This is a genomic window from Flavobacterium cellulosilyticum (assembly GCF_004349355.1).
GTDB lineage: Bacteria > Bacteroidota > Bacteroidia > Flavobacteriales > Flavobacteriaceae > Flavobacterium > Flavobacterium cellulosilyticum.
Map to the genome: position 1 here is coordinate 197354 of NZ_SMFK01000005.1, position 25387 is coordinate 222740.

24 protein-coding genes are annotated in these 25387 nt (G+C 32.6%); 10 read left to right on the forward strand and 14 right to left on the reverse strand.

The features are described 5' to 3' along the window. Window positions 1-146: 146 nt before the first annotated feature. Window positions 147-1145: a UDP-3-O-(3-hydroxymyristoyl)glucosamine N-acyltransferase gene (lpxD, locus tag E0F76_RS10465; protein WP_132005298.1), complete on the reverse strand. Its 999-nt coding sequence runs from the start codon at window positions 1143-1145 to the stop codon at window positions 147-149. Between the two features lie 209 nt (window positions 1146-1354). Between lpxD and E0F76_RS10470 the strand changes: the two genes are divergently transcribed. After that, window positions 1355-2041, forward strand: coding sequence for a L,D-transpeptidase family protein (locus E0F76_RS10470; RefSeq protein ID WP_165932680.1), 687 nt, complete (start codon window positions 1355-1357; stop codon window positions 2039-2041). Window positions 2042-2135: 94 nt separating this feature from the next. Here the strand turns inward: E0F76_RS10470 and prfB are convergent. After that, window positions 2136-3234 (reverse strand): peptide chain release factor 2 gene (gene prfB, locus E0F76_RS10475; RefSeq protein WP_132005304.1). Its coding sequence is split into 2 segments (ribosomal slippage): window positions 2136-3170 and window positions 3172-3234, totalling 1098 coding nucleotides; the frame shifts between segments, so codons are not numbered across the junction. 175 nt (window positions 3235-3409) lie between these two features. Here prfB and E0F76_RS10480 point away from each other — a divergent pair. Further along, entirely contained in the window at window positions 3410-4435 is a 1026-nt protein-coding gene (locus E0F76_RS10480; protein WP_132005307.1) for a threonine aldolase family protein, read from the forward strand. Window positions 4436-4472: 37 nt separating this feature from the next. Here E0F76_RS10480 and E0F76_RS10485 read toward each other — a convergent pair whose 3' ends face one another. The 3 genes from E0F76_RS10485 to E0F76_RS10495 form a co-directional block, all read right to left on the reverse strand. Further along, window positions 4473-4889: a DUF1003 domain-containing protein gene (locus tag E0F76_RS10485; protein WP_132005310.1), complete on the reverse strand. Its 417-nt coding sequence runs from the start codon at window positions 4887-4889 to the stop codon at window positions 4473-4475. Between the two features lie 110 nt (window positions 4890-4999). Then, window positions 5000-5971: a hypothetical protein gene (locus tag E0F76_RS10490; protein WP_132005313.1), complete on the reverse strand. Its 972-nt coding sequence runs from the start codon at window positions 5969-5971 to the stop codon at window positions 5000-5002. Window positions 5972-6005: 34 nt separating this feature from the next. After that, the gene (locus E0F76_RS10495; RefSeq protein ID WP_132005316.1) at window positions 6006-6326 is read right to left on the reverse strand and encodes a YbaB/EbfC family nucleoid-associated protein; all 321 of its coding nucleotides are present in this window, start codon (window positions 6324-6326) and stop codon (window positions 6006-6008) included. A 142-nt stretch (window positions 6327-6468) separates the two neighbouring features. On the opposite strand from E0F76_RS10495, the gene E0F76_RS10500 reads away from it, so the two are divergent. Together E0F76_RS10500 and E0F76_RS10505 are read left to right on the forward strand one after the other, a co-directional pair. Next, window positions 6469-8529, forward strand: coding sequence for a S9 family peptidase (locus tag E0F76_RS10500; RefSeq protein WP_132005319.1), 2061 nt, complete (start codon window positions 6469-6471; stop codon window positions 8527-8529). A 72-nt stretch (window positions 8530-8601) separates the two neighbouring features. Beyond that, window positions 8602-9642 carry a PLP-dependent cysteine synthase family protein gene (locus E0F76_RS10505; protein ID WP_132005322.1) on the forward strand — a complete coding sequence of 347 codons (1041 nt, stop codon included), beginning with the start codon at window positions 8602-8604 and terminating at the stop codon, window positions 9640-9642. A gap of 119 nt (window positions 9643-9761) precedes the next feature. Here E0F76_RS10505 and E0F76_RS10510 read toward each other — a convergent pair whose 3' ends face one another. From E0F76_RS10510 to gcvT, 3 genes are all read right to left on the reverse strand, one after another. Continuing rightward, window positions 9762-10472: a YebC/PmpR family DNA-binding transcriptional regulator gene (locus tag E0F76_RS10510; RefSeq protein WP_132005325.1), complete on the reverse strand. Its 711-nt coding sequence runs from the start codon at window positions 10470-10472 to the stop codon at window positions 9762-9764. Between the two features lie 113 nt (window positions 10473-10585). Next, window positions 10586-12625: a carboxy terminal-processing peptidase gene (locus E0F76_RS10515; RefSeq protein ID WP_132005328.1), complete on the reverse strand. Its 2040-nt coding sequence runs from the start codon at window positions 12623-12625 to the stop codon at window positions 10586-10588. A gap of 49 nt (window positions 12626-12674) precedes the next feature. Next, a complete protein-coding gene (gene gcvT, locus E0F76_RS10520; protein ID WP_132005331.1) occupies window positions 12675-13757 on the reverse strand; it encodes a glycine cleavage system aminomethyltransferase GcvT in 1083 nt (360 codons plus the stop codon). 493 nt (window positions 13758-14250) lie between these two features. Here gcvT and E0F76_RS10525 point away from each other — a divergent pair, with 493 nt between their 5' ends. Next, a complete protein-coding gene (locus E0F76_RS10525) occupies window positions 14251-14727 on the forward strand; it encodes a carboxymuconolactone decarboxylase family protein (protein WP_281275277.1) in 477 nt (158 codons plus the stop codon). Window positions 14728-14825: 98 nt separating this feature from the next. On the opposite strand, the gene E0F76_RS10530 is transcribed toward E0F76_RS10525, so the two are convergent. The 3 genes from E0F76_RS10530 to E0F76_RS10540 all read right to left on the reverse strand — a co-directional run bounded on the left by E0F76_RS10530 (window position 14826) and on the right by E0F76_RS10540 (window position 17531). Continuing rightward, window positions 14826-15314, reverse strand: coding sequence for a YdeI/OmpD-associated family protein (locus tag E0F76_RS10530; RefSeq protein ID WP_132005334.1), 489 nt, complete (start codon window positions 15312-15314; stop codon window positions 14826-14828). A gap of 236 nt (window positions 15315-15550) precedes the next feature. Beyond that, entirely contained in the window at window positions 15551-16138 is a 588-nt protein-coding gene (locus E0F76_RS10535) for a hypothetical protein (RefSeq protein ID WP_132005337.1), read from the reverse strand. Between the two features lie 703 nt (window positions 16139-16841). Further along, window positions 16842-17531: a mutarotase gene (locus E0F76_RS10540; RefSeq protein ID WP_132005340.1), complete on the reverse strand. Its 690-nt coding sequence runs from the start codon at window positions 17529-17531 to the stop codon at window positions 16842-16844. A 292-nt stretch (window positions 17532-17823) separates the two neighbouring features. Here E0F76_RS10540 and E0F76_RS10545 point away from each other — a divergent pair, with 292 nt between their 5' ends. The 5 genes from E0F76_RS10545 (at window position 17824) to E0F76_RS10555 (ending at window position 20214) form a co-directional block, all read left to right on the forward strand. After that, window positions 17824-18237, forward strand: a complete 414-nt coding sequence (locus tag E0F76_RS10545; protein ID WP_132005343.1) for a nuclear transport factor 2 family protein — start codon at window positions 17824-17826, stop codon at window positions 18235-18237. Beyond that, the gene (locus E0F76_RS19325; RefSeq protein WP_165932681.1) at window positions 18238-18393 is read left to right on the forward strand and encodes a hypothetical protein; all 156 of its coding nucleotides are present in this window, start codon (window positions 18238-18240) and stop codon (window positions 18391-18393) included. Between the two features lie 506 nt (window positions 18394-18899). Next, window positions 18900-19094, forward strand: coding sequence for a hypothetical protein (locus E0F76_RS19685; protein ID WP_246022037.1), 195 nt, complete (start codon window positions 18900-18902; stop codon window positions 19092-19094). 66 nt (window positions 19095-19160) lie between these two features. Continuing rightward, entirely contained in the window at window positions 19161-19310 is a 150-nt protein-coding gene (locus E0F76_RS19690; RefSeq protein WP_246022038.1) for a helix-turn-helix transcriptional regulator, read from the forward strand. Between the two features lie 55 nt (window positions 19311-19365). Beyond that, window positions 19366-20214, forward strand: a complete 849-nt coding sequence (locus tag E0F76_RS10555) for an NAD(P)H-hydrate dehydratase (protein WP_132005346.1) — start codon at window positions 19366-19368, stop codon at window positions 20212-20214. Between the two features lie 174 nt (window positions 20215-20388). Here E0F76_RS10555 and thrC read toward each other — a convergent pair whose 3' ends face one another. From thrC to thrA, 3 genes are all read right to left on the reverse strand, one after another. After that, on the reverse strand, window positions 20389-21678 hold the full coding sequence (gene thrC, locus E0F76_RS10560) for a threonine synthase (RefSeq protein WP_132005349.1): 1290 nt from the start codon (window positions 21676-21678) through the stop codon (window positions 20389-20391). Window positions 21679-21752: 74 nt separating this feature from the next. Further along, a complete protein-coding gene (locus tag E0F76_RS10565) occupies window positions 21753-22673 on the reverse strand; it encodes a homoserine kinase (RefSeq protein WP_132005352.1) in 921 nt (306 codons plus the stop codon). A gap of 91 nt (window positions 22674-22764) precedes the next feature. Beyond that, window positions 22765-25212 (reverse strand): bifunctional aspartate kinase/homoserine dehydrogenase I, encoded by a 2448-nt coding sequence (gene thrA / locus E0F76_RS10570; RefSeq protein ID WP_132005355.1) that lies wholly within the window; start codon window positions 25210-25212, stop codon window positions 22765-22767. Between the last annotated feature and the right edge of the window lie 175 nt (window positions 25213-25387).

A 25387-nucleotide genomic window follows, 5' to 3' on the forward strand; every position in this document is an offset into this window, starting at 1 on the left:
ATTCATTAACAACTAACTAAAATTAAAAGTGAAGTAGATTAATGAAATGGATTAAAAAGTGAAACACGAATTTCAAGAATGGGCACAAATTAATTTGTGTAAATTCTTGAAATTCGTGTTTTCTTTGTTTTGATTATTTTATTAATCTATTTCTTTGATTCTTTTACTAACCTTTTCAAAATTGCCCATTGTCTCAATGTGTCACGAGCATCAATGGCGGGATAACCTAAGAGGGTTGATTTTGCAGGAACATCCTTAGTTACTCCAGATCCGCCTCCAATAGTTGCACCATCTCCTATAGTGACGTGATCTGTTATAGATGCGCTTCCGCCAATAAGGACGCCATTTCCTAGTGTTACAGAACCAGCCAATCCACTTTGGCCAGCCATTATACAGAATTTACCCAGTTTACTATTATGTCCAATTTGAATTAAATTGTCAATTTTGCAACCATCACCCAAAATAGTTGAACTAAATTTTCCTCTATCGATACAAGAATTGGCGCCAATTTCTACACCATTTCCTAAAATTACATTTCCAATTTGAGGAATTTTAACTAAGCCTCTTTCAGGACATGGACGAAATCCAAAACCATCAGCACCAATAGTAGCGTTGGGATGAATAATGCAATTATTACCAATGTGACATCGTTCGCGAATTACCGCACCTGACCAAATTATTGAGTTTTTTCCAATGGTACATTCGTCAAGAATGGTAACATTTGGATATATTGTAACATTTTCTCCGATTTGTACATTTGGACCAATATAACTTCCTGCACCAATTTTTGACTCTTTACCTATAACTGCAGTTTTGTCTATAATTGCCGATGGATGAATTTTAGTGCTGAAAAATGGAGTAGGAGGAGAAAAAAGTTCCAATACTTGGGACATGGCTAAATCTGCATTTTTCACTTTGATGAAAGCCTTGTTTTTACCAGGTTGAATAGAAATATCTTCGTTTACAACTGCTGCGCAGGCATTGGAATTTCCCCAATATTTTTCATATTTTTTGTTTCCTATAAAAGAAATCTCAGTAATTTTGGCAAGTTCTAATTGTTCTGGAGCTGAAATTTTAATTGAAGAATCGCCAACTATTGTGCCATTTAAAACATCATTTATTTCTAGTATGGAATAGGTTTTCAAATTATGATATTATTTAGTTAATTTGGGATAAAGTTATCAAATAAAGTAAATTTGAATTGCATTTCCTAAATTGTTTATTTTTTTAACTTTATATTAATCATAAGAGAATTAAAAACTTATTAAAAGTTGCGTTCAAATGGACAAGGTTAGCATTATATTTAACAATAAATACAACAATAATGAAGTGCAAAATTAAATCTACTTTTTGTATGATGATACTTTTTTCGGTTTCAAATCTTCAGGCGCAGTCAAGAATCAGCGAAGTTGAAAATGCTTTAAAAATTGCAATGAATAATAAATACCAATTAGAAAATGTTGAGCAATTAATAGTGGTGTACAATGAGCAAATTGAAAGTTATCGTGCAGTTTTGGTAGTATTAGAAAAAAAAGACAATCATTGGGTTGTGAAACAAGGTCCAATAAATGCGGGAATTGGAAAAAAAGGCTTTGCTCATCCACTTCAAAAATCTGAAGGCGATGGAAAATCCCCCACTGGAATTTTTAAATTGGGAAAATTATTTTCTTATGAAAAACAAGGTAATATTTTACTTGAAAACCAACAATCGACCAAGGATGACAAATGGATAGATGATGTAAATTCAGCTGATTACAATAAACACATTAGTGGTGTTATTAATGCAAAATCCTTTGAAAATCTATTATTAAAAAACGATGCCTATAAATATTGTGTGGTAATAGAATACAATAGAAATCCAATAATAAAAGGGAAGGGAAGTGCTATATTTTTTCATTTGGCTACAAAAGAACCCAATTATACTGCTGGATGTGTGGCAATTGACGAAGCAAATATGAAATTATTAATTCATTGGCTTGACCCAAATCAAAATCCCAATATAATCATGGGAAACCTCGTAGAATTAAATTCAGGATTGTAAAATATAAATAAACCCGACAAGTTTATTAAATTTGTCGGGCAATATTTGTTTATTCTGCAATCAAAATCTGCAATCAAAATCTGCAATCTAAAATCTATTCCTCTTCCTTTTGTCCCATCATCATCAAATAGGCTTTTAGGAATTCGTCTATATCACCATTCATAACGCCATCTACATTACTAGTTTCGTGTCCAGTTCGAACGTCTTTTACTAATTTATACGGTTGCATTACATAATTTCTGATTTGAGAACCCCATTCAATTTTCATTTTTCCGGCTTCAATATCAGAGCGCTGTGCTAGTTGTTTCTTGAGCTCAATTTCATACAATTGCGATTTAAGCATTTGCATCGCTCGGTTTCTATTGTCGTGTTGCGAACGCGTTTCTGAACATTGAATCTGAATCCCAGAAGGTTTATGGTACAATTGCACCTTGGTTTCCACTTTATTCACATTTTGTCCACCAGCACCACTCGAACGCGAGGTAATGATTTCGATGTCGGCAGGATTGATTTCAATTTCAATAGTGTCATCAACCAAAGGATACACATAAACCGAAGCAAATGAAGTGTGACGTTTCGCATTACTATCAAAAGGAGAGATGCGTACCAATCGATGCACTCCATTTTCGCCTTTAAGATAACCAAAAGCATAATCACCTTCAATTTCCAATGTTACGGTTTTTATACCAGCGGCATCGCCTTCCTGATAGTTGAGTTCCCGTATTTTGTAACCCGATTTTTCGGCCCACATCATATACATTCGCATCAACATCGAGGCCCAATCGCAACTTTCTGTTCCGCCTGCACCCGCTGTAATTTGCAAAACAGCACTTAAACTGTCACCTTCGTCAGACAACATGTTTTTGAATTCAATGGCTTCAATATGATTTTGAGTTAGATTATATTGCTCATCCAATTCTTCTGAAGTGAATTCCCCTTCTTTGTAGAATTCATACCCTAATTGCAACTCGTCAGTCATTTCAACTGCTTTATTGTAATCTTCAATCCATTTTTTCTTGGAACGAAGATTTTTTACGTAGATTTCAGCTTCTTTTGGATTATTCCAAAAATCGGGAGCCAAAGTTTTCTCTTCTTCGTTAGTGATTTCAATTAATTTAGCATCAACGTCAAAGATACCTCCTCAACGCACCAAGGCGCTCTACAATACCTTTTATTTGTTCGGTAGTTGTCATAAATTATAGTAATTTTGCGAATAATTATTTGAAGCTAATCCCGCTATCCGTTGTAATCTTTTCTTTTTTTAAAGAAAAAAAAGAAAAGGATTTCCACTACTATCGGGGCTAAAAAATCCTTCAAATTAACATTTGTTTTATAAAAAAAAGCAAAAGTAAACTATCTAAAGAATATATGGAAATAAATTTAGTGAGTGATACCGTTACCAAACCAACACAGGATATGTTGCGCGCAATGTTTCGTGCCGAAGTAGGGGATGACGTTTATAAGCAAGATCCAACGGTAATTGAATTAGAATCTAGAGTTGCCGAAATGTTTGGAATGGAAGCAGGTTTGTTTTTTCCTTCAGGAACTATGGCCAATCAAACAGCCATAAAACTCCATACCCAACCAGGTGAGCAATTAATTGCCGACAAATATGCGCACGTTTATAATTATGAAGGTGGTGGAGCCTCATTTAACAGTGGTGTTTCTTGTTGTTTGATCGACGGAAATCGCGGAATGATTACCGCTGAGCAAGTTGCCGCTTCTATCAATGATCCAGAATTTTATCATAGTCCGTTGACAAGTTTAGTTTGTGTCGAAAACACAACTAATAAAGGCGGTGGAGCCTGTTATGATTTTGAAGAGTTTCGAAAAATAAGAAAGGTTTGTAATGCCAATAATTTAAAATTTCATTTGGATGGAGCCAGAATTTGGAATGCTTTGATTGCTACCAATGATAATCCAACAGAATACGGAAAAGTATTTGATACAATCTCTGTTTGTTTGTCTAAAGGCTTGGGAGCTCCAATTGGTTCGGTTTTATTGTCTGATAAAGCGACTATTCATAGAGCGCTTAGAATCCGAAAAATATTAGGTGGCGGAATGCGTCAAGTAGGCTATTTGGCGGCAGCCGGAATTTATGCAATGGAAAACAATTTTAATAAATTGCCAGAAGATCATAGACGTGCCAAAGAATTAGGAGCGGTATTAGAAAAGTTGAATTGGGTTGCCAAAGTTGAACCAGTGGAAACTAATATTTTAATTTTCTCGATTCAATCTAATATTAATGAAGCCGTTTTAATGAGTAAATTAAAACAAAAAGGAATCTCTATAAGCGCTATGGGTCACGGAAAACTTCGCATCGTGACACATCTGGATTATAGAGAAGTGATGCATACCTATGTTTTGGAAACTTTAGAAAAAATGATTTTATAGAATTAAGGTTTAAATTTTTAGTATAAAACTTCAAACCTTAACCTTTGTTTTTTATTTCTTCCAAAAGTGCAATAATTTTGTCTAATTTTTCAATGTCTAGTTTATTGAGGATTATGGTTAAAGCTTCTATTTCTTGTTTCGCTTCGATATTAGTTTGATAATCTGCCTGAGCTTGCATTCTATCTCTCTCGCTTTGTCTGTTTTGCGACATCATAATAATTGGGGCAGCATAAGCAGCTTGAGTCGAAAAAACGAGATTAAGTAATATAAACGGATACGCATCCCAATGATAAATAAAACCAATAAGATTCAATCCCATCCAAAGTAAAACTAAGATGGTTTGAACTATAATGAATTTCCAAGAACCCATTCCTTTGGCCACTGAATCGGCTAATCGACTACCAAAGCCAAGAGTTTCAAAATGTTTTTCGTGCCAGTTTTTGTAATTATTCATATCGATTTGGATTTAATTTGCTATAAAATATTTTTTATTTGAACATTTCATCCATTCCTGGAATAATAAGCTTATCGTAATTTAACGACATTGTTTTTTATGATAATTTTTTAATTAGCTACCTTGTCAATAATCAATATGTTATTATTAATTGACGAATCTAAAGTATACTTAATTGCCGAAAATATTTTAGTTGAGATATTGTATTTTAATAGGCAGTATTGAGCATCTTTTATCATATAACATACATATTCATTTGTAGATGGGTCAATATATCCTTTTCCAGTTGGATTAAAAATACCCAAAGTTTCATTTGGTAACAAATCTTCATAAGAATAATCACTTAAATTAATTTTTGCTAAAGCAACACCTCCATTAATTTTGTTGATTAAGCAATATGCTGTGTTATTGCTATAAGAAGTTGCTCTCATAAAAGAGATTTTAGAATTGTTAAATAATACTGCTTTTGAAGTATTGTTGCTTAAATTTATTTCAATTGTATTATCATTATGGTAGGAACTATAAAGTTTGCCAGCATTGAAAAAAGTTGTGTAGGATGCGGTTTGTTTAAAAGTCAAACCTTCATAACTTATTTCTAAAGTATTAGGATTAATTTTTATAAAATAACACAAATTATTTGGAGAACTGCTATTTGGATTATTTACAACGATTCCATAAAGCATTTTATTTGATTCATCCCAAACTAATGATGTCATAGTAGGTTCGTCTCCAATTATTTCTTTAGGATAAAGTAACTTTTTGGAAATAGTTGTTTTTGTATTTCTATCAAAAACGAATAACTTATCAGTTGGTGGGATATGTTCAATTAAATATATCTTATCTGAATTACAAGCAATTGTATTCAAGCCAAGGATAGTTCCATTTGTTAATCCTTCAAATTTAGAAAACGGACTTAATTTACCAGTATTGTTTCCAGTTTTTTCAATTTTCCCTGAGGTATTTACAGATAAATAACTAAAATCATCTTTAACTACATTGGTTTCAGCTGAAGGAGTGTCCCCTGAACAAGAAAATAGGAAAACTACACAAATTAGTGCTAAAAATTTTATTGTAAAATTCATATTTTAAATATTCAATTTTTGAGTTTTAAATTAATTATTTAAACATTTCATCCATTCCTGGAATCATTGGTATATCAACTTTGGCAACAGCATCTAGCTCTGCTTGGTTTACTTTAGCCGCTTTTTCAATTGCTTTATTAAGAGTAACAATCAAATAATCTTCTAATTGTTCTTTGTCTTCCAATAAAGAATCAGCAATTGAGATTGATTTTAATTTTCCGTTGGCAGTAAACGTAACTTTCAAATCCCCATCATTGCTTTGTTCGTCAATTAAAACCGAATCCATACGCAATTTTGTTTCTTCCATTTTTCGTTGGGTTTCTTTCAATTTACCCATCATTCCCATTAAATCCATTTTTATAGTTTTAAGATTGTTTATTGCAAAGTTACTATATTGCGTATTGATATTTGTGATAAGATTAATAAATTACGGATTCATTCTAATGTGACTTTATGTTATTTTTGCATTTTACCTTTAAAAATTAAAAATAGTAAACATGATTCGAAAAATTCAACCGCCAATCGCCAAAATGATTCCTAAAACATTAGAAAAATTTGGTGTAGCCAGAATTGATAATTATTTTTGGTTGAATCAAAGAGAAAATCCGGAAGTCCTAGATTATCTGAAAAAAGAGAATGCCTATTATAAAAAAATGACTGCTCATACCAAGGATTTTCAAAATGAATTGTTTGAAGAAATGAAGGGTAGAATAAAGGAAGACGATGAGTCTGTTCCTTATTTCTATAATGGTTATTACTACATCACCCGTTTTGAAACTGGGAAAAACTACCCTATTTATTCAAGAAAAAGAGAAAGCCTTACGGCAAAAGAAGAAGTACTGTTCGATTGCAATAAATTGGCAAGAGGTAAATCTTATTTCCAATTAGGAGGTTTAAGTGTTAGCCCTGACAATAAATTGGCTCTATTTAGTATAGATTATGTTGGACGTAGAATTTACGATATTCAAGTAAAAAATTTAGAAACAGGTAAGATTCTTTCTGATAAAATAGAAAAAGTATCCGGAAATGCCGTTTGGGCAAATGACAACAAGACCATTTTTTATTCTAGTCAAGATGAAATTACTTTGCGATCGGATAAAATATTCAAACATAAACTAGGAACTTCACAAGCGGATGATAAATTGGTTTATTTTGAAAAAGATGAAACTTTTAATGTTGAAATTGCCAAATCGAAATCTAGAAAATATTTGGCTATCGAATCAGGAAGTACTCTAACTACTGAGTTTAGAATATTGGAAGCTGACAATCCAGATGGGAAATTTAGAGTTTTTCAAAAACGGGTACGAGGTTTAGAATTCAGCATTAAGCATTATGGCGATAGTTTTTACATCATGACCAATAAAGATAAAGCGACGAATTTTAAGTTAATGAAAACGCTGGAAACGGCTACTTCCAAAGAGAATTGGACAGAAGTTATTCCGCACCGTGAGGATGTTTTATTAGAAGATATTGAAATTTTTAAAGACTTTTTGGTCGTTGAAGAACGTTCCAATGGATTGAATAAAATTCGAATTATGCCTTGGAGTGGAGAAGGGGAATATTATTTGCCTTTCGAAAGTGAGACTTATACTGCTTATACGTCTACAAATGTAGATTTTAATACGGATGTTTTGCGGTATTCGTATCAATCAATGACCACGCCTTCCTCGGTTATAGATTTTAATATGAATACAAAGGTCAAAAATGTTATAAAAGAACATGAAGTCCTAGGTGGAAAATTCGACAAAAATAATTATACCGAAGAACGTCTTTGGGCAAAAGCAAAAGATGGAACTCAAATTCCTATTTCGATGGTTTATAGAAATGGAATCAAAAGGGATGGTTCAAACCCAATGCTTCTATACGCTTATGGTTCTTATGGTCATTCAATAGATGCAACATTTTCATCGACTCGATTAACCTTGCTTGACCGTGGTTTTATTTTTGCAATTGCACATATTCGTGGCGGTGAAGATTTAGGGCGACAATGGTACGAAGACGGTAAGTTGATGAAAAAGAAAAATACATTTACCGATTTTATAGATTGCTCCAAATTTGTGATTGAACAGCAATATACTTCACCAAAGCATTTATATGCCGAGGGTGGATCAGCAGGAGGATTATTAATGGGAGTAATTATAAATAAGGCTCCAGAATTATATAATGGTATTATTGCTCAGGTTCCTTTTGTAGACGTAATTTCGACAATGTTAGATGAAAGTATTCCACTAACAACAGGTGAGTATGATGAATGGGGAAATCCAAACGTTAAAAAATATTACAATTATATGGTTTCTTATTCTCCTTACGATAATGTTAAAAAACAAAATTACCCTAATATGTATATTTCAACTGGATTGCATGATTCTCAGGTACAGTACTGGGAGCCTGCAAAATGGGTAGCTAAATTGCGAAATTTGAAAACTAATAACTCAGTTTTGTTTTTAGATACAAATATGGATGCAGGACACGGAGGTGCTTCAGGAAGGTTCGAAGCTATTAAAGAATTAGCAAAAGAATTCAGTTTTTTATTAGATTTAGAGAAAATTGAAAAGTAATTCAAAAATTTTTGTTAAATTTGCAGGGATTTTAGGTTAAAATAAAAAGTGTCCTTGAATAACTATTTTTTTATGAAACAAGAAATTAAAGCTTATAACAATATTTTAGAATTAATAGGCAACACACCGCTTATTAAACTAAATAAAGTTACAGAAGAATTTAAAGGAAATTTTTACGCGAAAGTAGAAGCATTTAATCCTGGACATTCTACCAAAGACAGAATTGCTCTTTTTATAATTGAAGAAGCCGAAAAAAGGGGTATACTTTCGCCTGGTGATACTATTATTGAAACTACATCGGGTAATACTGGTTTTAGTTTGGCCATGGTGAGTATCATAAAAGGTTATAATTGTATCCTAGCGGTAAGCTCAAAATCTTCAAAAGATAAAATTGATATGCTTCGTAGTTTAGGAGCAAAAGTATACGTTTGTCCAGCTCATGTTTCTGCAGATGATGAACGTTCTTATTATAATGTAGCCAAACGGCTGCACGAGGAAACTAAGGGGTCAGTTTATATCAATCAATACTTTAATCAGCTTAATATTGATGCCCACTACAAATCTACTGGTCCAGAAATTTGGGAGCAAACAAATGGTAAAATTACCCATCTAATTGCTTGCAGTGGAACAGGAGGAACTATTTCTGGAACTGCAAAATATCTAAAAGAACAAAACCCAAATATTAGAATTCTAGGAGTTGATGCTTTTGGTTCAGTATTAAAAAAATACCACGAAACGAAAGAGTTCGACAACAACGAAATCTACCCATACAGAATTGAAGGTTTAGGTAAAAATTTGATTCCATCAGCAACAGATTTTGATGTTATTGATCAATTTATGAAAGTAACCGACGAAGAAAGTGCGCATTCTACAAGAGAATTAGCAAGAAAAGAAGGTTTATTTGTAGGCTATACTTCTGGTGCAGTACTACAAGCTATAAAACAATATGCTGAAGAAGGTGAATTTGACAAAAATAGTAATGTTATAGCTATTTTTCCTGATCATGGTTCCCGATATATGAGTAAAGTGTTTAGCGATGACTGGATGAACGAACAAGGGTTCTTTGACAGTATCAACGAAGAAGAAGTACAAAAAATAGAATTTATAAAATAAGTTTATAAGTACAAAGATTTAAGTACTAATTATTAAGATAGTAAAAAACTCCATTCGCAAGAATGGAGTTTTTTACTTTTTACTGAATACTTTTTTACTGTTCACTGTTAACTGAACACTTATTCCTCCATAGTATGATAGACGTTCATTACGTCATCATCTTCCTCAATTTTTTCTATTAATTTTTCTACATCAGCCACTTCATCTTCCGATAGTTTTTTTGTAATTTGTGGAATACGTTCAAAACCAGAAGAAAGAATTTCTATTTTTCTACTTTCCAATTCTTTTTGAATCGTACCAAAACTTGTAAAAGGCGCATAAATTAAAATTCCATCTTCGTCTTCAAAAACTTCCTCGGCTCCAAAATCAATTAATTCTAATTCTAATTCTTCGGGATCAATACCTTCAGCGGGTATTCTAAAATTGCACGTATGATCAAACATAAACTCTACTGAACCTTGTGTTCCAAATGTTCCGTTACACTTGTTAAAATAGCTACGAATATTGGCAACCGTTCTATTATTATTATCAGTTGCAGTTTCTACTAAAATGGCAATTCCGTGAGGAGCATACCCTTCAAATAAAACCTCTTTATAATTGGCAGTATCTTTGTCCGTTGCTTTTTTAATAGCACGTTCTACATTTTCTTTGGGCATATTTACTGCCTTAGAATTCTGGATAACCGCTCTTAATCTAGAATTGGCTTCAGGATTTGGACCACCTTCTTTTACAGCCATTACGATATCTTTTCCAATTCTGGTAAATGCTTTGGCCATTGCTGACCAACGTTTCATTTTTCTTCCTTTTCTGAACTCAAACGCTCTTCCCATTGCTAATTTTTATTATGAACTGCAAAAATACAGTTATTAGTTATTTTTTCAAATATTTTTATGAATCAATTGCATTTTGATTTAATAAAATCCTTATTTTTTTGCTTGGTCAATTATTTATTCAAAACATTGAAATCATTCAATATTGTAATTGCTTCTGCGAGATAGGGATTTGTTTTCAATTCATTAATTTTTGAACTATTGATTTCTTGTTGAAAAGCATCTGATTTTATTTTTTCTGAATCGTATGAATTGTTCACAATTGTGCAATTCGTTAGAATTGTTGTGTTGTTTTTTATTTTTTTCCATAGCGAATCAATCGCATGAATATCATTAAATACATTTTCAAACGTCATTATAAGCATTTTTTTTTGACTATTGTATATTGTATTTATTTCTTTGTTAATAGCTATTATTTCATTGAACCTAGTATTATTTTTTGTTCGTAAATTGCTTAATTCTACGGCTTTTTGAAAGTAGGCTTTTGGAAATGGATTGAATTTAGTTTTTGAATTTATTTCGTCATATTTCAATGCTGTTTTGAAACTTCTTTCACGTGGTATAATGCTGTCAAATAATATTGGAAGACTAACATCCGGTTTGATTCCCTTTATTTGATTACTTTCTCCAGTAATTCTATAAAATTTTTCGATCGTTAATTTTACAAATTCCTGTTGGTTTTTGTCCAATGGAATTATTGATTGCATTGTTGCTTTGCCTAAAGTAGTACTGCCAATTACTATCGCTCTATTATAGTCTTGCAATGCTGCTGCAAAAAATTCGCTCGCAGAGGCTGAATTTCCATTAGTCAAAACCACAATGGGACCATTATAAGCTATACCATGAATATAATCTTTTAGTACAGTTTGCTTTTTTTTATTATCAACTAAAATGGAAACAGGACCAAAATCAATAAACAATCCAGCTAATTTTACAGCTTCTACCATAGAGCCACCACCGTTATCCTGTAAGTCAATTACCATTCCTTGGATGTCGTCTTTTTTAAGTTTTGCAAGTTCAACGACTACATCATAAGCAGAACCTTTACCATCTATTCCTTCAAAATCGGAATAAAAACTTGGAATATTGATATAACCAATTCGTGTTTCTTTTTCGGCAATAAAGCTATATACCGTATTGGCCACCGTTTTCATTATTTGTTTTTTGAGGAGCACACTTATAATAGTTCCGTTTTTTTTCTGAATCGTTAATTCAATTTCTTTATTGGAATCCGAATAAATTAATTCTCCAAGTTTTTCCAAAGATGTACAAGAAACCAAAAAATCTTCGCCTTTCTTATTGGAGATTTTTAAAATCACATCGCCTTTTTCAAACTTTTTAGAAAATGCGGCAGGACTTCCAGGAACAATATCTGCAATAAGTATTTCTTCTTTATCATTTAGAGTGACATTTAGCCCTAACGAATAACCAGTAGTTGATAAACTAGACATAAAATTGGTTTTTTCATCCAATGAAAAATAATTAGTATGAGGGTCAAAATACGTACAAAAGATATTTAAAAAATTATTTTGAAGATCATATTCTATTCCTTTCGAACTGTTCAATAGACCGCTTACTTTGCATAAATTCGATTCGAAAATTTTTGCTTTTGAAGTCTTTTCCAATTTTAAAAAGTTCTGGTTCAGTGAATCCAAATTAGAGCTTATTTTAGAAATGTCTTCTAAGATATCGTACTTCATTCTCTTTACCCATCGCTTCTCAACATCAGTCTCGAGCAGATCAAATGGAAAGTTTTTTTTAGAAAATTGAACAGTATCTTTTGTTTGATAATCAAAATCAACTTTTTGAATTTTCTCCAGTGTTTTTTTCTTTCTTTCTAATGCAAACTGATAAGTAGCTACAAAATCATTGATAAAAGTACAGTCATGTTCTAGGATATAATTATCGAGAAGTAGTCTGTGTTTACAAAGTTTATCGTATTCCTTTTTGGTAAATAAATTTCTGTTGCTGTCTAAATCATCTAAAAACATATCAAAAACATAAACCGATAGACTGTCATCTATCGGCTTTGGTTGGTAATGTTCTTTTTGAATTAAGGTAGTTATATTGGTAAGAATTTCACATGTTTTTGCACTATTTTGACCAAAAAGGGAGTATGTTGTCAAAAAGAGAAAAAGTGCAAATTGCTTCATTTGTTATTCTAAATTTATTTTTGCCATTGAAATTGTCATTTCCATTTTCTTATTTCTTGTAAAAAGGCAATTTCACGACTTTGGCTGGAACATCATTTTTTCTAATTCGGATAAAAATTTCACTGCCAATACTACTGTTTTCTGTAGTCACGTATCCCATTCCAATTCCAATATTCATTGAAGGCGACATCGTTCCCGAAGTTACGATTCCAATTTTTTTACCTAATGCATCAACAATTTCATAATCGTGTCTTGGCACCGCGCGTTCAAGCATTTCGAAAGCCACTAATTTTTTGCTAACTCCTACTTCTTTTTGTTTTTTTAAGTTTTCTGAGTTGGTAAATTCTTTTGTAAATTTCGTGATCCAACCCAGACCAGCTTCTAATGGCGAAGTAGTATCATTGATATCGTTTCCGTACAAACAAAAGCCCATTTCGAGTCGCAAAGTATCACGAGCAGCAAGACCAATAGGTTTAATTCCAAAAGATGCTCCAGCTTCAAAAACGGTATTCCAAATTTGTTCCACTTCAGCGTTTTTGCAATAAATTTCGAAACCACCTGAGCCAGTATAACCAGTTGCCGAGATAATCACATGTTCTATTCCGGCAAAATCAGCCACTTCAAAATGATAATATTGAATTGCCGATAAATCGATGGATGATAAGGATTGCATCGCTTCAACTGCTTTTGGACCTTGAATGGCCAATAAAGAATAATCATCCGATAGGTTTTTCATGTCAACATCCAAATCATTATGGCTTGAAATCCAATCCCAGTCTTTATCTATATTCGAAGCATTTACCACCAATAAATACTGTTCCTCTTTAATTTTATAAACAATCAAATCATCTACAATTCCGCCATCATGGTTTGGTAAACACGAATATTGCGCTCTACCAATTGTTAGAGTTGAAGCATCATTCGAAGTTACTTTTTGAATCAAAGCCAATGCATTTGGACCAGAAAGTAAAAATTCGCCCATATGCGAAACGTCAAAAACGCCAACACTTTTGCGAACCACCTCGTGTTCAGCATTTACGCCTTCGTATAAAATAGGCATGTTGTATCCGGCAAACGGTAGCATTTTAGCTCCCAAACTCTCGTGTATGTGCGTCAGTGCAGTATTTTTCATCTTGGATTTAAGTATAATTTGAAGTGGCTAATTTATCGATTTTTTATGGAGTGGCAAAGGGTTTATAGGAGCTATTTCCCGCTTTCACCTTTATCTTTGTTCGTTCCTCACAAAGGATATCGGCTCTATCGCGGCTAGAAATCATGCGTCAGGAAAACCGCTACTATTTTAATTTAGTTTTGATAAGTAAATGAAGTTTCGAAAATGGGACAAGACATTGTTTTTATTCTTCATCTACAAGATTACAGCAATAAAAGTTGGAAGAATCATCCATTTCATTGCGTCTTTCCTCCATTCTCTGTCTTTTAATGTCGTCGCATCTTTGTAATGTCAATAACGACAAGTACTTTAAATAATTATAAAAATGAAAACATTCACCGTTCCCACACGAGAAGAAGTAGCTCTAGCCAACCAAGATATTTTCGATAACTTACAAAAAGCCTTAGATTTGCACCTAAATTTGTAAGCTGCCATCGCCCATTCCGATAATGGATTGACACGATTCTTAGCCTATCAAAACGCTAAAACATCTTTGAACAACAAAGAAAAAGAAGCCGTAAACTTAATCGTGTGCCAAGTAAATGGATGTTTGTATTGTCAAAGTGTCCACTTGGTTTTAGGAAAAATGAATGGTTTCTCCGATGATCAATTATTGGATATCAGAAATCCACGAAGCACCGATCCCAAATTACATTCTTTAGTACAAGTAGCAGCCGATATAAGTAAAAATAAAGGAAGAGCTAGTGCGGAAAAAGTAGCTATTTTTTTTGAAAATGGATACACCAACGAAAATATGGTGGATTTAATACTGCAAATTAGTGATAAAACAGCAATGAATTATTTGCACAATCTCATTCAAATTCCAATAGATTTTCCGTTGGCTCCTGCATTAGAATTGGAAATGGTATGCTTTAAAAATGGTATCGAGAAGCATTTTGAATCAGATGCTTCTCGATACATTTTTTTATAGTAAAGCTGACGCATTCCTTTAAAAAACTATTCAAAAAGAATGATGTTTTTTTTTAAAGCACAGCTTAGGGTTATAGAATGTGTTGATGGATGGAATAATTAAAGTTCTTTCTTTCTATATAGAAATTCATCTTTTAAAATATTATCCATCATGGCATTGATTCGGATAGCTTTGGTTTCCTCTTTTTTTGCTGCGTAAATCCATTTTATAAATTCTTTTTGATGCCTTTCTTTTAATGTTATAAATTTTTCATACGCTTTTTGATCGTATTTCAAACAATCTATAATTTCTTCTGGAATTTCAAAAATGGAATTGTCTGCAAATAATTGGATTTTCACATAATCTCCGGCTTGTTTCTCTATTTTCTTTCTAATTGCAGCTTTAACTGCCATGAACAATTTACCATTTCTCATAGGGGCTAAATTAAAATTACTAAATTCAAACGCATCAATCTTTCCTTTTACTTTTACCCAACCAAAAGGAGTGTTTTTATTTTGTTGAATTCCTGCAATTTCGGCAAATGTCCAACCACCTTTACCTGGATATTTTTGGAGTAAACATTCTTTTTCAAATATTGGTTTTTCCATTTGGTCAGTAATTATATGAAAGATGTAAATAGTTTTTTTTGCTATAGCTAGTTGGAAATCTAGATTCATAATATTTGACATAAAATGTTTTTCTAATGTTATGCATAATACTAAGTAAGACGAAAATATTCTATTGCATTCGAGCCGTATTAACTGTCATTTTGAATGGTCCATAAATCACAATTTCATGAAATTCTAAAGCAGGTTTTCTAAAGAGTTTAGTATATAATGACGTATTATGATGCCTTTATTTTATTTGCAATTGTTATAGTTTTTTGCCACTTACGTCCATTTGATGAAGTAATTTCTGCAGAATAAGTAACAGCCCAAGTAGTATTGTCAAATTCTCTCCAAATCATAAAATAGGCTTTTTCACCTGCGTCTACAACCATGTCTCTTTTTCCTTCGTCACCGAAATAAGATTTTTCAAGGAATTTTTCAATGACTTGTTCTCTTTTGTCTTTAGTTGTGTTAAATTCTTTAATACCAATCTTTGCTAATGGTTCCCAAATAGTAAGGTTTCCTTTATTAACAATGGTAACTGTAACAGTATGCATTATCAAATTGTTGGGAGTTTCAATTAAAGAAACTTCAAATTCAATTTCAGCTTTTGCAGAAAAAGTTCTTCCTATAAAAAATCTAAAATAAGAAAGAATAGCACCTACTATTATTGCTATTAATGTTATGATGTCTTTCAATACAGAAACGAATTCTTTGTTTTTTGTTAAAATTTCAATGGTAAGAATCTGATATTTGAATAAGTTCCCTAAACCAAAAGTAAATAACAAAATCAAAAGAATTAGAAAAATTGATTCCCTTCTCATGGATTATAAATGAACAAGTAGTAACCAAGAATTGCCACTAAAACTAAGAGGAAGACAATTGCAAAAAATGGAATACGTCGTTTTGTTGATGGTTGTTGCATAATATGTGAGATTTAAAGTTTGTTTTGTCTAAATTGAACTGTTTCTTTTTGCAGATGGATGTAAGTTGCATTACCACTAAAGAATTCAAACTAATATTTATATAACTAATTAAAAATCAATTGCTTCTGATTTTATCTAAATTTATTTATTTTTAAATAGGATACGCTCACACTAATAATTATTTTCTCCTGGGGAAAATAGGGAACGGCATGTGACTAAAATACTCGCAAAAAAATAAAGATCATATCCCAAAAATCGTGCAGAAATCTGCTATTCGTTTCCTTTTTCAAAAGCTAATCAAATTTAATGATTTTACTTTAGTAAAACAAATGTATAAATAAACAAATAGCTAAAAATGAGAAAGTTATGTTATTTGGGATTGCACGTCCTTTTTCTTGAGTGCTCCATTTGTATCTTCATTTTGTGTAATAGAAAATAAATTATAATCCTTAAAATAGTTTTGATGGTACAAAAATTGCAATTATCGCCGTTTACAATGGAAATGGCATTGCTAAAAGTACAATTTGCCGAAGAATCTAGGAATTTTCGACATGGAAAGGTTTCGCTACAGCTGGAATAAAACGGTTTTTCAAAGTAGATTTTATATTATGAACTGATTTAGTTTTTTTACGTTTTTCTCTCTAAGGTACCAATCATTAGACACAAGTTCAATATTTTCGACCTTTAAAGTGCCAAAATTATAATTCTTATATTGCTCTAAGAAAATTAAAAAATTTTTTGGGTTTTTCAATTTTTTTCTAAATCTTATCGTAGTAATATGAGCTGTTGATATTGAATATCTAGAATCAATGCTATTTTCAAGATCTTCTTTTTTAAAATTTGACCTTAGATTATCACGTAAATTATTTAGGGAATCGTTAGTTGGAAAACCTTTGATCAGAACTCCTGAATTTGATAAAGTAATACCTTTAAATTCTATTTCAAAATTTTCAACCTCATTAAAGCTCTTGGAAATAATGTCTGAATATTGATTAACTGAGATTTTTGAAATATTGAAATCTGAATGACAAGAAATGATTGATAAAACAGTTATATGCATATCTGATTTGGGATAATAATATTCTTCAGGTTCAATTTCCTTACTCTTATTCAGAAAGTTTTCAATTTCAATTTTAATTTTCTCACTTGGTCTAATTAACAAAGTAAGTCCAAACCTTTGATCATTTGGAGAATCGATTAATTCGTCTATAAAGTAATTGCCCTTAAGGATTTCAATGGATGTTTTATCATGAAGATTGCCGTAAAGTTGATTTAAATTTTCTCGATGCATTGTAGTAAAATGAAATTGGTTTTTAATAAATTATCTACTAACTTGTATGCACTTACTATATAGCTTTAATCAACTTAAATCATTTAGAATATACACTATTTACTAGTTTGTTCAGTAGTCAATCAAACTTAGTGATTTTACTTACATATAACTAATGAATTGCTAAAAATCAGACTGTTTAATTGATTGGAAAAATTTCCCATCCTTTTGCGTGAATGCTCCATTAGGGTCCCCAAGTTTTGTTGCATCTTTGTATTAATGAAAATATATTATAATTTTAAATAGAGTTTTTATGGAACAAAAATTGCCCTTGCCGCCGTTTACAATGGAAACGGCTTTGCAAAAAGTACAATTGGCCGAAGATGCCTGGAACAGTAAAGATCCCGAACGTGTTGTAATGGCTTACACTATCGACACTGAATGGCGCAACAGAATTGAGTTTATCAACGGTCGTGAAGCCGTAAAAGCATTCCTGAAAGACAAATGGACAAAAGAAATCGACTACAAACTCAAAAAAGAGTTATGGGGCTTCCGCGAAAATCGAATAGCTGTTCGTTTTGAATACGAATACCACAATGCCGAGGGACAATGGTTCCGCGCCTATGGCAACGAAAACTGGGAATTTGATGAAAATGGTTTGATGCAAAAACGATTTGCCAGCATCAATGATTTACCAATCGAGGAAAAAGACAGAAAGTTTAAATAAATGCACACTGTTAAATTGTTAGAAGCGGAATTTGCATCATTTGATTTTACGGATTTAAAAACAGGTTATACCTTCCCGTCACTTTTATTTTCAATAAAAGACCAGAATACTGATCAACAGTTTGGATATATGTATAACTGTAAATTTGAAGATTAATTGGTTTTAACTAAATTTACTAAAAAAGAAAAAGATGTTCGACGAATCTACTTTTACTTTGATTAATCCAAAAATTGGAAACCGCCCTATAAATTAACAACTTTTAATAGCAATTGCCATTTTGACGAAATACAGGGACTGAATTATTTTTCGTTGATTTGGATTATAAAAGGAAAAGGATTGGATACTGCTGACTTTTCTGAAAATCCTTTCAAAGCAGGAAATCTATTTGCCTTTTGTCCATGCCAACCATTTATGTTGGCTTCTAAAGAAAAATTGGAAGGTGTTGTTTTAAATTTTCACCCCGAATTTTTTGTATTCACAAGCACCAAGGCGAGATTGCCTGCGATGGAATTTTATTCAATAATATTTTCAAACTGCCTTATGTTGCCGTTGATGAGGTTTCTAAAAAAACTTTTGAAATGGTGATTGAACAGATAAAAACGGAAATGCAAAATCCAGAATTGGCATAATATGAATTGCTGGTTTCTTATCTCAAAATATTTTTGATTACCGCCACCAGATTCAAAAAACAACAACAACCCGATGAAGAATATCTAGAAAAAACGGATCCCAAAGAACCTTTTAATCTTTGGAATTTAAAGAATTATATTGAGTTGCATTTCAAAACCAAGCACTCTGCCAGTGATTATGCCGATATGTTGCATATTACACCACAGGCTTTGGCTAAAATTACTTAGAACCATTTCAATTAAACATTAACACATTTAATTTCGGAGCGTATTATTATTGAATCCAAAAGAGAATTGTATCTGACCAATAAAGCGGTCAAAGAAATCGCTTCCGAATTGGGTTATGAAGATGAACATTATTTCAGTCTTTTTTTCAAAAATAACTCAGCAGTTTCTCCACAAACGTATCGGGAAACTGTTGGTTTTGCAAGAGGGATGGTTTGATTTCGTTTTGTTGAAATAGTCATTCTTTTTTTGTAAATTTATTCAAATAAATGTTATGAATATTCCTATTCCAATTGACTGTACAGAAATCCTAAAAAGATACAGACCTATCCTTTCAAATTCTCATAAAGGAATGCTAGGACATGCTTTATTAATAGGAGGCAGTTATGGTAAAATAGGAGCTATGGTTTTGGCTTCAAAAGCTTGTTTGAAAACAGGTTGTGGATTGGTGACGACTTTTATTCCAAGTTGTGGTTATGAAACCCTCCAAACTGCTGTTCCTGAAGTAATGGTCCAAACCGATATAAACGAAAAACATATTTCAAGATGCGAATTCAATTTTGCACCTCAAGCTATTGGTATTGGTCCAGGAATGGGACAGGATCTAGGAACTCAAAAAGCATTTCACGAAATTTTAAAAAAACACTTCACTCCTTTGGTGATTGATGCAGATGCTATCAATATATTGGCTAAAAACAAAAAATGGATTGAATTACTGCCATCTAAGACCATTCTTACGCCGCATCAAAAAGAATTAGAACGCCTCATTGGAAAATGGAATTCCGAAACCGAAAAAATGGAAAAAACTATGGTACTTTCAAAACAATACGAACTAATTATAGTTATGAAAGGTAGTCCTACTTTAGTAATTGATGGTGAAAAAATTTATGAAAATACTACTGGGAATGCTGCATTGGCAACAGCCGGATCAGGAGATGTGCTCACAGGAATGATTACGAGTTTGCTAGCGCAATCCTACGAACCTATTGATGCAGCTCTTCTTGGAGTTTATCTGCATGGTTTAACTGCCGATATTGCATTGCCTGTAACTGGCTACCAATCCTTTATCGCCTCCGATTGTATCGCCTATATTGGAAAAGCCTATTTGAGTTTGGGAAAGTAATTTTATCAAACGAATAAGTCATTTACGTTGATTTATTTAAAAGAAAAATCCGTGGAAATCTGTTAACTCAATGTAATCCATGGCCAATTTTTAGTTATAAAACAAAATTGCACTAACAACCACAAAATAATTAGTGGAAATTAGTGCAATTGGTGTTTAAAATAGATAGTATTATTATCCTAAAAACGCCTTCAATTCTTCATAAGTCTTGATTTTTGTACTCACTTTTTCTTTTCCTAACACACTTTCTATTTGTGTTGGAATAGGTAATTTTATATTTAAAGCAGGTTCTACTACATCCAAAAATTTGATAGGATGGGCGGTTTCTAAGAAAATCCCAATCGCATTTGGAAAATTGATCATTTCTTTTTTTAATCCTAAATAACCTACTGCTCCGTGAGGTTCTGCAATATAACCGTCTGTTTTATAAATGGTTTGCATCGCAGCTGTAGTCTCTTCATCAGTATACGAATAAGAAGAAAAATCCTTTCTGAATTGCTCCAAATCGTTGTTGTACATTTCCTGAATTCGGATAAAATTACTTGGATTTCCAACATCCATGGCATTGGAAATAGTAGCTTTTGAAGGCTTTGGATCGTAATTTCCTTTTTCTAAAAATCGAGGAACGGTATCGTTTACATTCGTTGAAGCCACGAAATGTTCGATTGGTAAACCTAATTTTTTGGCCATGATTCCAGCACAAATATTTCCAAAATTTCCACTTGGACAAGAAAATACTAAAAGTTTGTTTTCGGATTTTAATTGCTTGTAAGCAAAGAAAAAGTAAAACATTTGAGGCAACCAACGGGCAATATTTATCGAATTGGCCGATGTCAGCTTGTGATGTTTTAGACTTTCGTCTAAAAAGGCTTTTTTGACCATATCTTGACAATCATCAAAAACACCATCTACTTCAAGTGCTCTGATGTTTTGTCCTAAAGTTGTTAGTTGTCTTTCTTGGATGTCGCTCACTTTCCCCGAAGGGTATAATATCACTACATCAACACCTTGAACCCCAAGAAAACCACTCGCAACTGCACCACCTGTATCTCCAGAAGTAGCAACAAGAACTGTGTTTTTATTGTCCTTTTTGTCTTTATTGAAATAACCCAAGCAACGCGACATAAAACGAGCGCCAACGTCTTTGAACGCCATTGTAGGTCCGTGATATAGTTCTAAGGCGTAGATTGAATCTTCAACTTTCACCGTTGGGAAATCGAAACTTAAAGTTTCGGCAATGATTTGTTTTAAAGTTTCAGTAGGAATTTCGTCGCCTACAAATTGTTGGATAACTTCAAAAGCAATTGCTTCATTGCTTAAATTTTCTATATTTTTGAAAAAATCACTATTTAATGGAGTAATGGATTCTGGAAAATACAATCCTTTATCGGCTGCTAATCCTTGAATTACCGCTTCTTGGAAAGAAACTTTTGGAGCATTATGGTTTAAACTGTAGTATTTCATTTTTTTATTTACGATTTACAATATTTGATATACGATTTTGTAATTCTAACTTCGTATATCGTATTTCTAACTTCTTATATTATACTTACACCTTCTGGATTCACTTTTGAAACGTGAATTTCATAAGGCAAATTAATTTTGTCATAAACTGCACTCATCGCTTTGGCGATTCTTTCGGCGGTGTCTTTTCCTTTGCTTAACGCAAAAATAGAAGGACCTGAACCTGAAATCCCCGAACCTAAGGCTCCATTATCATAAGCGGTTTGCTTAATCAAATCGAAACCAGGAATCAAAATACTGCGAACCGGTTCGATGATTTCATCATGTAAAGAACGACCAATCAATTCGTAATCTTTGGTATACAATCCAGCAATTAATCCGCCTACATTTCCCCATTGGGTTATGGCACTTTTCAAGGAAACTGTTTGTTTTAATACCGAACGCGCATCCGATGTTTTCAGTTCAATTTGAGGATGAACTACTGTTGCATATAATTCCTCTGGACTGTCAATTTTGATTATGTCTAATGGATTGGAACATCTTACCAAAGTAAAACCTCCCAATAGGCAAGGGGCTACATTATCGGCGTGGGCATTTCCGCTAGCTAATTTTTCGCCTTGCATGGCAAATTTCACCAATTCTTTGCGGGTAAATGGACGACCCAATAATTCGTTGATTCCAAAAACAGCTCCGGCTGAACTGGCAGCACTACTTCCGATTCCGCTTCCTGCCTTGATGTGCTTGTATATTTCTATTTCAAAACCAAGTTCGGTGTCCACTTCTTCCATCATTGCTAAAGCAGCCACTCCAGCTACATTGTTTTCAGTTTCCATTGGCAAATCGGCACCTACAATTTTTGTGATTCGAATCCCTTTTACATCCGATTTTCTTATAATCATTTCGTCGCCTGCAGTAGTCAAACAAAGTCCCAGAACATCAAAACCACAAGAAAGATTGGCAATGGTTGCAGGGCAAAAAAGTTTTATTTCATTCATATAATAGTCTTAAAGTCTAAAGTCATAAGGTCTTAAAGATTAACAGTTTTACTGGCTTTGAATCTTTAAGACTTTTGACTTGTTGACAGATTTAAATGTTTCCTACACGAATTACATCAGCAAAAATTCCTGATGCTGTAACTGCAGCACCAGCACCAGCACCTTTTATTAGTAAAGGTTGGTCAACATACCGATCCGTGTAAAATTGTACAATATTATCTTTTCCTTCCAGATTATAGAAAGGACTTTCTTTTGGGATAAATTCTAATCCAACGCTAGCTTTTCCGTTTTCGAAAGTAGCGACATATTTCAAACGACATTCTTTTGCTTTTGCTTCTTTCAGTAAATTTTCAAAATGGGCTGCATTCTTGATTAACGATTTAAAAAAATCTTCGTTATTTGTTGTTGCCAAACATTCTGCCGGTAAAAATGATATGTTGGTGATATCTTCGATATCAAATTGGTAACCGCTTTCGCGAATTAGAATTAATATCTTTCGGGCAACATCAACGCCACTTAAATCAATTGTTGGATCTGGTTCAGTGAATCCTTGTACTCCGGCTTCTTTTACAACATCGTGAAACGAATTGTTTTCATCGAAATTGTTGAAAATAAAGTTCAAACTTCCAGATAAAACGGCTTGTATTTTGTTCACTTTATCGCCAGAAGCAATTAAGTGTTTCAAGGTGTCAATAATTGGTAAACCTGCTCCTACATTGGTTTCAAATAAGAAAGGCGCATTGTATTTTCGTGATAATTGTTTCAAGTAACTGTAATTATCATAAGCTGAAGAACAAGCAATTTTATTACAAGTAACGACTGCTATATTTTGTTTTAAGAAATGTTCATACGATTGTGAAACACTTTCATTTGCTGTAATATCTACAAAAATACTGTTGCGTAAATTGAGTGCTTTTACATTTGAGATAAAGTGTTCTTTATTTGCATTTTCGCCATTTTCTAATGTAGATTTCCAATTTTTTAGGGAAATGCCTTCTTCGTCAAAAAGCATTTTTCTAGAATTGGATACAGCAATAACTCTAAGGTTTATTTTTAGATTCTCTTTTAGGAATTTTTTTTGTTGATGAATTTGTTCAATAAATTTTTCACCTACGTTTCCAACACCCATTACAAATAAATTCAGCTGTTTGGTATTTTCTTCAAAGAAGTTTTCATGAAGCGTATTCAGTGCTTTTTTAACATCTCTTTCGTTGATTACTGCTGATATGTTTCTTTCGGAAGCACCTTGAGCAATCGCTCTTATATTAACATTGTTTTTACCTAAAGTACTAAACATTCTACCGCTTAATCCTTGGTGGTTTTTCATGTTTTCACCTACTAAAGCAATTATGCATAGTTTTTTTTCGACAATACAAGCATCGATTTTGTTTTGTGCAATTTCAATAGCAAAAGCATTATTTATGGCGTTTTCAGCATTTTCAGCATCGATATCTAGGATTCCAATACAGATTGAATGTTCTGAAGAAGCTTGCGTGATGAAAATTACATTGATATCATTTTGAGAAAGCACTTCGAACAATCTTTTTGACGATCCTGTAACTCCAATCATTCCTGAACCTTCAAGAGTAATCAAGCTAATGTTTTCGATATGACTTATTCCTTTGACAGGATTGGTTTGTGATATGTTTTGGTTTGAAATATAAGTTCCGTCAGCTTCAGGTTCAAAAGTGTTTTTGATTATTATAGGAATGTTTTTTCTTAAAACAGGCTGAATCGTTGGAGGATATAGCACTTTGGCTCCAAAATGAGATAACTCCATCGCTTCTTGATAGGAAATTGTAGCAATAGGTTGTGCTTGTTTAACAATTCTTGGATTAGCAGTAAACATACCATTGACGTCAGACCAAATTTGCAATTCAGTAGCATTGACAGCAGCGGCTATGATTGCCGCAGTATAATCAGAACCACCACGACCAAGAGTTGTGCCAATATTATCTATAGAATTAGCGATAAAACCAGGCATAATTACAATTTGTACCTCATTCGAGGCAAAATAATCAGCAATTAGGGAGTTTGATACTTCAAAGTTTACAACCGCTTTACCAAAATTATTATTGGTTTTTATTAATTCACGGCTGTCTTTGTAACTACAGTTTTTATTTTGTTGATTGAAGGCTTCTGCAATTATATAAGAAGATAATAATTCTCCAAAACTCAAAATAGTATCCGAAGTTCTTGGGGATAATTCGCCAAGCAAGAAACAACCTTCTAATAAAGTATCTAAATGATTGATGATTCTTTTGATATGACTTAAAGATCTACTTTGCTCACTTACTGGAATTAATTCCTTTATAGCATCTAAATGTTTTTTTTCTATTTCAGAAACTACTTCCTTGAAACTTTCGTCATTAAAAGCTGCTTTTTGAGATGCAAGAACTAACAAATCGGTTACTTTGGTAAAAGCAGAAACAACAACAACAAGTTTGTCTTTTTTTGCTTTATTGAGGACTATATCCAGTACCAATTTTATATTTTGTGCATTGGCTACCGAAGTTCCGCCAAATTTTAATACTTTCATTTTATTTTTTTTATTTGAAAAAGCAATGTTTTTTATACACCCAAGAACTTTCTTCCTTTAGAAAAAAGTATAATAACAGGATTATATTTGAAAAGTTTACCCCAACGGGGTAGTAGTTGTAGTAGAAGCGGTAAATGAAACAGAAAACGCAGCCCAATTTTGAGTTGTTATCAAA